Origin of the sequence: Veillonella sp. T11011-6 (genome assembly GCF_002959755.1) — a bacterium.
GTDB lineage: Bacteria > Bacillota > Negativicutes > Veillonellales > Veillonellaceae > Veillonella.
The window spans coordinates 336,516-348,536 of record NZ_PPCW01000004.1 but is presented as its reverse complement, the minus strand read 5'-3'; the positions used below and the strand labels follow the sequence as shown (position 1 = coordinate 348,536).

Annotated in this window: 10 protein-coding genes; 5 read left to right on the top strand and 5 right to left on the bottom strand. The window is 41.1% G+C overall.

Features of this window, described 5'->3' with window-relative positions; translation table 11 throughout:
* Window positions 1-7: 7 nt before the first annotated feature.
* The 3 genes from VRHSUH10_RS06275 to VRHSUH10_RS06265 are packed head-to-tail and all read right to left on the bottom strand — an operon-like array spanning window position 8 to window position 1,888.
* On the bottom strand, window positions 8-238 hold the full coding sequence (locus VRHSUH10_RS06275; RefSeq protein ID WP_105089850.1) for a hypothetical protein: 231 nt from the start codon (window positions 236-238) through the stop codon (window positions 8-10).
* Between the two features lie 9 nt (window positions 239-247).
* On the bottom strand, window positions 248-1,060 hold the full coding sequence (locus VRHSUH10_RS06270) for a metallophosphoesterase (RefSeq protein WP_105089849.1): 813 nt from the start codon (window positions 1,058-1,060) through the stop codon (window positions 248-250).
* A 54-nt stretch (window positions 1,061-1,114) separates the two neighbouring features.
* Window positions 1,115-1,888 (bottom strand): DUF4931 domain-containing protein, encoded by a 774-nt coding sequence (locus tag VRHSUH10_RS06265; protein WP_105089848.1) that lies wholly within the window; start codon window positions 1,886-1,888, stop codon window positions 1,115-1,117.
* Window positions 1,889-2,005: 117 nt separating this feature from the next.
* On the opposite strand from VRHSUH10_RS06265, the gene VRHSUH10_RS06260 reads away from it, so the two are divergent.
* Genes VRHSUH10_RS06260 through VRHSUH10_RS06250 form a run of 3 tightly spaced genes read left to right on the top strand, consistent with a single transcriptional unit; the run spans window position 2,006 to window position 4,831 of the window.
* A complete protein-coding gene (locus tag VRHSUH10_RS06260) occupies window positions 2,006-2,527 on the top strand; it encodes an 8-oxo-dGTP diphosphatase (protein ID WP_105089847.1) in 522 nt (173 codons plus the stop codon).
* 8 nt (window positions 2,528-2,535) lie between these two features.
* Complete coding sequence (gene mutY / locus VRHSUH10_RS06255) at window positions 2,536-3,633, top strand: A/G-specific adenine glycosylase (RefSeq protein ID WP_105089846.1); 1,098 nt, start codon at window positions 2,536-2,538, stop codon at window positions 3,631-3,633.
* Window positions 3,634-3,649: 16 nt separating this feature from the next.
* Window positions 3,650-4,831, top strand: coding sequence for a metallophosphoesterase (locus tag VRHSUH10_RS06250; RefSeq protein WP_105089845.1), 1,182 nt, complete (start codon window positions 3,650-3,652; stop codon window positions 4,829-4,831).
* A 718-nt stretch (window positions 4,832-5,549) separates the two neighbouring features.
* Here VRHSUH10_RS06250 and VRHSUH10_RS06235 read toward each other — a convergent pair.
* Window positions 5,550-6,905: a lyase family protein gene (locus VRHSUH10_RS06235; RefSeq protein ID WP_105089842.1), complete on the bottom strand. Its 1,356-nt coding sequence runs from the start codon at window positions 6,903-6,905 to the stop codon at window positions 5,550-5,552.
* A gap of 449 nt (window positions 6,906-7,354) precedes the next feature.
* Here VRHSUH10_RS06235 and VRHSUH10_RS06230 point away from each other — a divergent pair, with 449 nt between their 5' ends.
* Together VRHSUH10_RS06230 and VRHSUH10_RS06225 are read left to right on the top strand one after the other, a co-directional pair.
* The gene (locus VRHSUH10_RS06230) at window positions 7,355-9,436 is read left to right on the top strand and encodes an OPT family oligopeptide transporter (protein ID WP_105089841.1); all 2,082 of its coding nucleotides are present in this window, start codon (window positions 7,355-7,357) and stop codon (window positions 9,434-9,436) included.
* Between the two features lie 10 nt (window positions 9,437-9,446).
* Window positions 9,447-10,280: a hypothetical protein gene (locus VRHSUH10_RS06225; protein ID WP_105089840.1), complete on the top strand. Its 834-nt coding sequence runs from the start codon at window positions 9,447-9,449 to the stop codon at window positions 10,278-10,280.
* A gap of 192 nt (window positions 10,281-10,472) precedes the next feature.
* Here the strand turns inward: VRHSUH10_RS06225 and VRHSUH10_RS06220 are convergent, their stop codons facing one another.
* Entirely contained in the window at window positions 10,473-11,855 is a 1,383-nt protein-coding gene (locus VRHSUH10_RS06220; protein ID WP_105089839.1) for an S-layer homology domain-containing protein, read from the bottom strand.
* Window positions 11,856-12,021: the final 166 nt, after the last annotated feature.

Below are 12,021 nucleotides of genomic sequence, written 5' to 3'. Positions count from 1 at the left end.
TATAGTATTAAAATGATTTTTTCCCTAGTGTAGGATGGCTACAACGCTTTAACGTAAGGGTGTCAATCATGTGGACTGCTTCGTCCAAGGTGATATCCTCACGCTTTGTCGGTGTTTCCAGAACTGCCAATGGCTGGTCGGTGCCTACCTCACCAGAGGGCAAGTAAATATATTCTTGGTTAACAGTATCACCAAAAATATAGCCCGCTTGTAAATGTTCTTTATGAATGCGACTCATGGTCTCTCCTTACATAATTTCTTTTAGTCTAAAGTCTAGATAGTCTGCAGATACTAGCTCTAATTTTGTGGCGCCAAACTCCTTTGGAATACGTTTAAATGATATTTGATCGTGTAAATGTCCAAAGATACACGTATCTACCTTGTATGTCTCCATGAGATACGTAAAGCCAGAATGCGTGTTGGACTCATTGAATGGAGGATAGTGTAACAATAGGATTTTTGTTACTGGTATCTTGTCTATATCTATGGTTGGTGGATTGTTTTTATTAGAGTCTGTAGTATCCACGTGTATTTCTGAGTTGAATGATTTCATTAGTGTTTCTACAGCTTTATCCATTTCTTGCAGCGCTGCTTCGGTGCGCATTAGTTCTCTGTCGTAAATGGATTGGTCTGTTTCTGGTGTGAAATGGGAGTCTCCAGGGCAGAGGTAGGCGCGTGTTCCACCAAAGGCGATGATGCGAGGGCCTTCTTCTGTTTGAATAAGCTGTGCTGTACCGTGACCTTGCAAGAAGGTGATAGCATCACCCATAAGGTTTCGCATTTTGTTGGCAGAGGCCCACCAGTAATCGTGGTTGCCGCGGATCATATATTTCTTGCCCGGCATGGATGCAATTTCTTGTAAGTCGTAAGCCGCTTCATCGAGGCGAAGGGCCCAACTCATGTCACCTACAAGAAAGACTATATCTTCGTCTGTTACACGGGTCATCCAATCTTCTTTGATGCGGCTCCAGTGATTATCCCAATGGGGACCAAAAATATCCATCGGCTTCGTCGGAGGATTGCCAGATAGATGGAGATCGCCGATGGCAAATACTTTCATAAACATCCTTTCAAATATAGCAAAATTATTTAGATACAATATGCATGAGTAAAACTATTTTGACGCGTGGAAGTACGGCGCAATGTCTTGGATGATTTTTGCAGCCCGCTCTTCATCGCAAGTTTGAGGAATTTTATAGCCCACATAGAGTGGTGTTGTTACGTAACGGGCCACAACCTTGATATAGTCGTAGCCGTCCTCAAGATTATATACAAAATAGTTATAGGAATGGCTATAATTGGCGATGCTGCGCAATACATAACGCAATACTTGTTGTAATCTTAGCGCTACGGAGCGTACAGGTGCATCTGGTTTAAAGCGTATATTGTACTCGAAGAAGCCAATGATAGGCTGCGTGGACAAGGTAATGCGTACATCTTGATCTTCGTACAAGAGCCAGCCTTCCATATTTTGGGCCGTAATATCTTCGTGGTAATCGTAATCCTCAAGACCTATAATTTGGCTATGCGGATGACGGATAGAACCGCCAGACATGTATCCGTGATTTTTGAAGAAGAGTACGGATTTGAACTCTTTCCGTTCCCGTGTTTCACGCCATTTATCTAGGCCAAATTGGAGAATACGAGCTGCTTCATCGGCAGATAATGTAGAAAATTCGCCTTCGTCCGTTTCTGTTTCAATAATAACCGTTGGCCATGTTTTATCTAATACAGGATATTTGTTCATGAGCCATATGATATGACCTGATGTATCTAGAATATCCGTTAATTTTGAACGATCACAGAAGGGGCAGCGCACTTCTTCGTTGCGAATATTAACAGGCTTTGTGCGCCCTAGTGCGATGTTAAATCGTAGTGGTTTATTCATCATGTGCCTCCTTCCTCGTAAGAAAATCTATACTCTTAATCATACCATAATTAGCCCATTCGTACATGAAATAATGGTATAATAATAGGGTATTATATAAATGATTAAGGAGGCTCTATGAAACCGACGACGCTTGTATTTCCTATTGATGAACAAAATCGTATATTGCTAGGTCGTAAAAAACGCGGTTTCGGGGCTGATAAATATAATGGGTTTGGTGGTAAACTCGAGGCTGGTGAAAGCTTCCGAGACTGTGCCATCCGTGAGTTGTTTGAGGAATCTGGCCTTCATGGTCGCTCGGAAGATCTAGAATGTGTGGCGGCTTTTGACTTTCAATTTCCTTTTGATGAAAGTTTAACACATGTAGGTTATGTGTACTTTTTGCGTACTTTCACAGGTAATGTAGAGGAAACCGACGAAATGGAGCCTCATTGGCTGACAGTAGATGAAATTCCCTACGAGCACATGTGGGATGGTGACAGTCAATGGTTGCCGATGCTGCTAGAAGGTAAGAAATTAAAAGGGCCTATCGTATTTGGCCGAGACAATAGCTCTGTAGATAAAATGGATTTAACCACCGTCGATACCGTTCTTGAAAGTGAACACTTGGCGCGCATTGATCTATATATTAATGGTTAAGAGGTAATATGACTGATAAAAAGAGCCCCAAGTGGGTGCCACAGCTATTGGCGTGGTATGATGTGAATAAGCGGGATTTACCGTGGCGCGATTGTGGAGACCCTTATAAGGTTTGGGTTTCCGAGGTGATGAGCCAACAAACGCGCATTGAGGCGATGAAGCCCTATTATGATAACTGGATGCGCCTATTTCCAACCTTAGAGGATTTGGCAAAGGCGTCTGAAGATGATGTAGTTCATGCTTGGCAAGGGCTTGGCTATTATAGTCGAGCTCGTAATTTGCGCCTTGGTGTAAAGGACGTTGTGGAAAATTATGGTGGTATTGTGCCTCATGACCGAAAGACCATGGAGTCCTTGAAGGGCGTAGGTTCCTATACGGCTGGGGCGGTACTATCTATGGCGTACAATGAACCAGAGGTGGCTGTAGATGGCAATGTACTGCGCATTTATGCTCGTTTATATCGCATCTTTGATGATATTTTGAGTACTAAAGGTAAGAAGGCCATAACCGCTATCGTAGAGGAAACATTGCCTCACGACCGACCTGGCGACTTTAATCAAGCATTGATGGACTTTGGGTCTGCCGTGTGCATTCCAAAAAATCCACGCTGTGGAGAATGTCCTATTGTAAACATGTGCGAAGCATATCAACATAAGGATACTGACAAACTACCTGTACGCATAAAGAAAACGAAGGTAGTAGAGGTACCTCTGTTTGTGGGCATTTTGCAATACAAAGACCATTATCTATTGCACAAACGTCCTAACCGTGGACTGTTACGGTCCATGTGGGAATTCCCATCTGTGGAAATGGTATCTGCCTTTGAGGTCGGAGAACAAGGTCTTGAGGCTTTAGTAAAGGACTTAGGTTTTGACCTATCTTTACAACCAGTATTAGTAAAAGAGATAACTCATATTTTCTCTCATCGAAAATGGTTTATGAAAGCATTCCGTGGTGATTTAACGTATGCAGGAGATGCTAAGAATATAACAATCGGAGATATCCAAAAGCAATTGCCGAAGGATTGGATGCTCATCAAGCGCGACGAGTTCGCCAACTATGCTTGGGCAGGTCCTCATGGTAAATTGACGGAGATGGCAAAATAATTTCTAGGAGCTATGAATGAGAATTCTATTTAATATCATTTTTTCTGCTATCCTCATAATAGGATTGGTAGGATTTTGGGCGCTTTTCCTGAACTTGTGGAAGCCTAAAAAGAAATGGCCTGCCTGGGTGGGCTATATAATTATTATCGGTGCGTGGTTCGCTGCCATCCGATACTATATACTCAATCAAGTGGATCTATACGGAACGATGTATTATCCGTTGATGAATCTATTCCGTACTGAAAGTTACGGTTCCCTCTTTGGCTTATTCTTGGCTATTCCTGTATTCATCGTCCTCGGTTTACTATACTGGGCGGTTAATAAAATTTGGAGCAAAACGCCAGAGGAAAATAGAACAGGCCGTCGTGCTTTCTTTAGAACGGCAGCCACAGTGGTGCCGTTAGCAACAATCGGTGGTTCTAGCTATGCAGCCTATGTAGGTCAACATGAGATTGAGGTTACTCATGAAAGCTTTGGCTATACGAATTTACCACCTGGCTTAAAGGACTATAAAATCGTTCAACTCAGCGATATCCACGTTGGGCCAAGCATCGATTTAGATGATCTTGATGAAATTTTAAAACTCGCCCTTGTAGAGAAGCCTAATCGCGTTGTCATCACTGGTGATTTAATCGATAAAATCGCTTGGTTACCACAAGTCTGTGAAAGACTGACAACCTTTGCAAAACAAATCCCAGACGGTGTCGATTTCATCTTGGGCAATCATGAGTACCATCACGATGTGAATAAGGTACTAGACGAATTGAAACACAATACACCGATGAACATCCTTGTGAATAGCAATATTCAAATTATGGGTGGTAAGCAACCTGTATACATTGCTGGTGTTGCGTATGACAATGATCGGGAAAAAGAAAAACGTGAAGCTATGATCGATAAGGCTTTATCTGGTATTCCGGACTATGCCTTTGTTATCTTACTAGCACATCACCCTGAATTCTTTGAAGAAGCCATTGAACGTAAAATTCCATTGACCCTCTCTGGTCACACTCACGGTGGTCAAATTGTCTTTATGGGTATGCCGTTGGTACCAACAGGCACACCATATACAAAAGGTCGCTATGTAGAAGAACAAAGCGTGTGTTACGTTAATAATGGCTCAGGACATTGGTTCCCAATCCGCATTAACTGTCCACGAGAAATTACAGTCATTACATTCTTTGACGGAGTAGCTTAGAAATAAAGGTGAGCTCCTTAAAATAAAAGATAAGCTTATTAAAGGGATACTATCATGTATAATACATCCTTTATCCATAAAATCCTTATATGTATTATTGTGCTCATGCTATTTGATATCTCTCTAATCTACGATATGACAGCGGATATATATAAGGGATATCTTAAAATAGCAATACTCGTGGCCATTGGATGCCATTTAGATATATACTTGGAACTCAGTAAACAAGAGGAATTACTGATACAGGCATTTAAGAATAATACATTTAACGAGACCTATGAACTATTAAGTACGAAACAGATGGTTTTTATCATATCTTTGATTCTGTTAATGACTATAAAACTTGTGAGATATTAGAGAAGTAAAAAGTGGAGTATAAAAGAGTATTTATATAGAGTTTTTTGTTTTGTGGGAGTAGTAATGTGAAACGTGTTTTTAAATTTTTATTTTATAGTATTATAATCGTAGCTATTATATTTCCTATAGTTCAGATTGTATATCGTCTTTTAAATGGTATTCCAATTGATGAATTGCTAAGCTCATTACCATATGTATATTTTGGTGTAGTAATATTTTATGCTTTAGGTTTTCTTCTTATTAAATATGTAATGAAGTCGTAATTTAAAATAAAGCCCCGATACGTTATGTATCGGGGCTTTTTCCGTTCATTTGAGGTATGAGAGGATGTTACAGATATGTCATAGAGATGAGGGAGGTTTTATTTCATGCGAACTGCTTCAGCAAATTCGTCTTCAGTCATAAGTTTTTCTTCCAAGATGATTTCTTTGATAGAGCAACCGCGTTTGTACGCTTCTTTTACGACTTTAGCGCTCTTGTCGTAGCCGATGTATGGTGTTAAGGATGTAGCAATCATGAGGGATTGTTCTACAAAGAAGTTGAGTTTTTCCGGTACAAATTCTACACCGTCGATGCAGTGTGTTGTGAAAGAGTTCATAGCGTCTGAGAGGAGGCGACAGCTTTCAACAAAGTCATAGATCATAATAGGCATGTACACGTTCAATTGGAACGCACCGCTGCCTGCACAGAGTGTCATAGTCGTATTATGGCCGAATACTTGGGCGCATACCATGGCCAAGGCTTCACATTGTGTAGGATTTACCTTGCCTGGCATGATGGAGGAGCCCGGTTCGTTTTCAGGAAGATGCCATTCGCCATAGCCACAGCGAGGGCCAGAGCCTAAGAAACGGACGTCGTTGGCGATTTTGAATAGTGTAGTAGCCAACGTATTGAGTGCACCGTGAGCCATCATGAAAGCATCTTTCAAAGATAGGCCTTGGAATTTGTTGTTCTTCATGCGGAATGGAGCACCTGTTACCTCTGGCAATACAGTTTCCATAACGTCTAGATAGCCTTTAGGTGTGTTGACACCAGTACCAACGGCAGTGCCGCCGAGGGCTACGTCGAGTAGGTAGTCAGCGTTTTGGACAAGCATAGTTTTGGCAGTTTTTAGGCCGTCTACAAAGGCGCTGATTTCTTGGTCCACCATGATGAAAGTAGCATCTTGTAAATGCGTACGACCAACTTTTTGCAAGCCTTTACCTTTTTCTTGCAAATTTTCAAAGGATTGGATAAGGCCGTCCAATGCAGGAATTACGCGTTTTGTAATTTCAAAGTACGCGCAGATATGCATTGCCGTAGGGAATGTATCGTTTGTACTTTGGCCGCGGTTTACATCGTCGTTAGGATGAAGCGGGTTGCTTTCATCTAACTGTTTAGCCCGGTGAGCGATTACCTCGTTCACATTCATGTTAGTTTGTGTGCCAGAACCTGTTTGGAATACAGTCAATGGGAATTCGTCATCCCATTTGCCGTCCACGATTTCATCTACTACTTGAGCAATGAGTTTTGCTTTTTCCTCAGTTACTGCTCCACATTTTGCATTGGTTAAAGCACATGCTTTTTTTACAAGCGCAAGCGCTTTGATTTGTTCAATAGGGATGCGGTGGTCACCGATCTTAAAGTTATTGAACGAGCGTTGCGTTTGAGGTCCGTAAATTCGTCTAGCGTCGACTTCGACTGGTCCCATTGAATCATATTCAATTCTTGTTTCCATAATGTTTACAACCTCCTTAAAAGACATGCCGACCTTATCGTCGGTAATTTAATTATATAAAATCCTGTATATTTGTACAGAATAAAAGATAATGATTTCTATTTTCATATAGAGAGGTCTTATATATGCGATTTGTGCATATACACTAATATCTTCCTCTCCGATATATATGCGATGATTTATATTTAATTTGTATACATGTTTCATAGAGGGTTGATTTGAGAGGGGAAAGGCGATAGTCCAAAAATGACTTAGCGGCCCCGCGTAGCGGGGTAGGTGGCTTTGGAGGCTTTTGGACTGTTGCCTTTTTCTACATAGTTAATGGTCTAATGAAACATGTATACATTATAAATATCGCATATATATTGAAATCAGCGCTTTAACACGATAAAATGGAAGTAGCTTATTATATGTTGTAAGCTCTAGTTTCACAGAGGAGGTAAGTACTTATGAAACATGACTTTATGAGCCATGACCTTCATCTGCCGGAACTGACACTACGTGGGATGCTACTTGGTGCATTGATTACTGTAATTTTTACGGCATCTAACGTATATCTCGGTTTGAAGGTTGGTTTGACATTCTCGTCATCCATTCCGGCAGCCATTATTTCAATGGCAATTTTACGTTTCTTCAAGGATTCTAACGTTCTTGAAAACAACATGGTACAAACACAGGCTTCTGCAGCCGGTACTTTGTCCGCAATTATCTTTATCTTGCCAGGTCTATTAATGCTTGGTTATTGGAATGGCTTCCCATTCTGGCAAACATTCTTGCTCTGCGCATGCGGTGGTTCCCTTGGTGTGTTATTCACTATCCCATTGCGTCGTGCTATGGTAGTAAATAGTGATCTACCATATCCAGAAGGCCGTGCAGCAGCAGAAATCTTGAAGGTTGGTTCCCATAATGGTGGCCAAGGTCCTCAATCTAGCTCCGGTATGGGAGATATCGTATCCGGTGGTCTTGTAGCTGGTATTATCAGTCTTTGTGCGAATGGCTTCAAAGTGCTTGGCGACAGCATGAGCTTCTGGCTTCCTGTAGGTAGCAAAGGTATTACTCAAATTCCATTGGGCTTCTCTACAGCGTTGTTAGGTGCTGGTTACCTTATCGGTATCGCTTCCGGTATCGCTATCCTAGTTGGTGTACTCATCGCTTGGGCTGGCTTCGTACCTTACTTGACTAACATGCTTGCTCCAGATGGTGGTGCTACAGCTAAATTTGCAATGGCTGTTTGGAAATCTAAAGTTCGTTTTATTGGTGCTGGTGCTATTGGTATCGCAGCGATTTGGACTTTGATTACATTGATCAAACCTATCATCGAAGGTATGAAAATTTCTGTTAAATCCATGAATAGCAGTTCCTCTGAACGTGAATTGCATCGTATGGATACAGATATGAGCACAAAATCTGTTATTATCGTATTCGGTATTATCCTTTTAGGCTTAGTTCTTACATTCTGGGACTTCGTATCTGCAGTACCTATTAGCGCAGGCTTAATGTGGACACTTGTTATCGTAGGTGTTCTCGTAGCATTGCTAATCGGCTTCTTCGTAGCTGCTGCATGTGGTTACATGGCAGGCCTTATCGGTACATCTGCATCTCCAATCTCTGGTATTGGTATCTTGGCGACTATTATTTCTTCTCTAGTGGTATACTTCATCGCTTCTGAAAATAACTTGTTTGCTACAGAAGCAGGCGTACAATTCGCTACAGCTATGGCTATCTTCATGACATCCGTAGTTATCGCGATTGCATCTATCTCTAACGATAACTTGCAAGACTTGAAAACAGGTCAACTCGTTGGTGCTACACCTTGGCGTCAACAAATTGCGTTGTTACTTGGCTCCGTAGCTGGTGCGATTGCAATCGCTCCTGTTCTTAACTTGCTTTACCAAGCATATGGCTTCACAGGTGCGTTACCACGTGCTGAAATGGATCCTAATGCTGCATTATCCGCTCCACAAGCAACTTTGATGACTACAATTGCTCAAGGTATCTTTAGTTCTAGCATGGATTGGGACTACATCTTGATCGGCGTTGGTGTTGGCGTAGTAGCAATTATCGTTAACTTAATTCTTAAGAGCACAACAGCTTCTTTAACATTGCCTCCATTGGCAGTTGGTATGGGTATCTACTTACCTCCAACATTGGAAGTACCTCTTATCTTAGGTTCTTTCATTAGCTATTTCGTAGGTCGTTACCTAGTAGCTCGTGCTAAAATGCGTGCTGGCGAACTTGCTGAGTACGATGTTGAACAATCTAACCGCCGTGGCGTTCTCTTCGCTTCTGGTTTGATTGTTGGTGAAAGCTTGATTGGTGTAATCATAGCTGTTATTATTGTATTGTCCGTTACAACTGGTGGTGGTGAATCTCCACTTGAACTAGTAGGCCCTGATTTTGAAAGCACAGCACAATGGTTAGGATTGCTTGCATTCATCTTCTCTGGTTTATACCTTGTTCGCCGCGTTGTAACTCACAAATTCAATAAAGAAGAAGCTTTAGCAATGAAAGCTGAGCAAGAACAACAATAAGAGGTAAACAATGAAATTAAAACAGTCTGTACTCATCATGATGGCTGCTGCATTGCCAGTAGTATCCTTCGCAGCAAGCGAAATTCCTGTAACTAAAGACACTGCTACAGTGCAAGCTGATACGAATAAAGTAAATCGCAATGATTTAACATACCGTATCTCTAGCACTGCTACACCAGAGCAAAACCGTGCGTTACGCTCTGTAGCAACTAAAGTTGATCGCAATGCAGTTGAAGTAGTAGCACCAAATGCGGACCGCTATATGGACCGTAAAGAGGTGGCTGTATCTCCAGTGGAATCTACTACAGATCATCTTGATCTAGTGTTCCCAACAGTTAAATCTGTTAGCCCAACTGTAGAAAAAGCAATCAATAACACTATCAAAAAATACGTTGCTAAAGTACAAAATGACGTAGAAAAATTGAATGCCAAAGAAGCTGATAAAACAAATGTAGTTATGTACTACGATGTTAAAATAGATAAAAATGGTATCTTCAGTGTATTGATCCATACGTACACAATGCGTGACCGTGATGCTAATGGCGTCAACTATGTAAAAGGCTTTACATTCAATACTACAACAGGTCGTCAATTATCCTTGTATGACCTTGGTGGTCTTAATAAAAAGGAATTAGTGAATGCTATTGAGAATAATCAAGATGTGAAAAATCAATTAGGCGGCGAAGTAAATATCGATAAAATGCCTACTGAATTCTACACAACTGATGATTATTCCGTTGTAATGGTTTTACAACAAGACGTGGATACAATCCACAGTGCAGGTACCGTATATGTACCAGTTGGTAACTTACGTGACCGCCAAAATGATGTAACAAAAAAATAATCGAACTGTGTGAATTCGATTATGTGTGTATAGTAACAGCTGTTTAATTGTGAGAAGAACCGCTCCTTCGGGGGCGGTTCTTTTTTGTATTATAGCAATTAAAGTATAAAGGGAGATTACTATTTAGTTTTGAATGAGGGTAAAACAAAAAGCCGTGTAGGAACACGGCTTTTTATTGTTGAGATTATTTAATTATTTATTTGTTGTATCGTAGTAGTTTACGCGTGGAGGCAATGGGAATTGGATAGCTGCATCCGGTTTTACTGTCTCAGGTTGTGGTAATTGTACGACTACATTGTTTTTGAATTTCTTTTTGAAAGCTTTCACAGTGTCCTTTTGAACGGAGTCGGCTGTAATGATAAGAGCGCTTGTATCGTCGTTAGGACGGATGGAGATGATGTTACCTTTTGGCTCTTTTGCTTTGTATAAATCTAGCGCATCAGATTGGTAATCTTCAAGTTGTGCTTGATTTAACTTGCCTTGAGATACAACAAGGGCACTTTCAAGTTGAGGATCTTGCGCTTCAGAGATTGCATGAGCGACAGCCTCTGCTTTTTTCTTATCGGTTAAAGACGCATGTAACTTGCCACCATCCCAGAAGAGGGCACCGTCTTGACGGAATTTTGTGAAATCATTGCCATAGCCCAATGTTTTATCGATGATAGTAGCTGTTTTGCTTTCTACTTGTTGCTTGAACAATGTGTTATGGAACGCAAGAGCTTGTTCTGTTTGCGTCATGCGATATGCAATTTCAGCTGCTTCAGCACGGGTTACATATTTTTCAGGGTTAAATAATGTGCCAGGAGCGTAGTTTGTGAAGCCAAGGTATGCAAGTTCACGAACTGCATCTTGAGCCCAAGGAGCTACAAATTTTTGGTCTCCATAAGCAATATTATCAAGGGCTGTTGGATCTTCTGTTGTGTATCCTAAGTAGTGAATGTAGTTGTCTGCTACGACTGCAAATTCTTGGCGAGACATATATTTTTCTGGTTTATATGTGTTATCACCATAACCGCTGATGATGTTTTTACGCGCTACAGACTCTATAGCGAGGGCAGACCAGCGATCGGATGTAATATCTTTAAATTTGCTAGATAAGAAGGCAGCTGTACCATCATCAGTAATGTTGTTGAAGAGAGCCGCTACTTCTTCACGAGTCATAGGTTGATTAGGTCGGAATGTACCGTCAGAATAGCCTTTCATTAAATTTGCTTTTGTTACAGTACTGATAGAATTGGCAGCCCAGAAATCGCTAGGCACATCGGAGAAGATATGGGCACGGATTTTTTGAATGTCTTGTGGCGTACCAATAGATGTATTTACGACTACAGGGGTAGCAGCTTTAGCGGCATCAAATTTATGATTCTCTGCTTTAGTTGTTGCTACATTAGGAGCATCTGTGTTTATAGTAACTGCTTGCGTGGAGGCCGCTGTAGGCGCTTCAACCTTTGCGGATGCTACTGCAGTAGCAGGAGCATGAGTCGTAGTATTTGCAGAAGCAAAGCCAAAACTTGTTGTGGCTAATAATGTGCCTAGAACGAGGGCACGTAATGCGTAAGGGGTATTCTTGTACATAAAAATCCTTCCTAATTATGGTAAAGGCTAGTGCCAAGTAGCCATAGAATATAAACTTTCACCAACAATAAAATCTATATTCATTATATAGCGAATAATAGGGCATGCATAGTGATATAAACAAAGCAGCGTAATACTAAACGTATACGCTGCCTTGGCTAGTTGA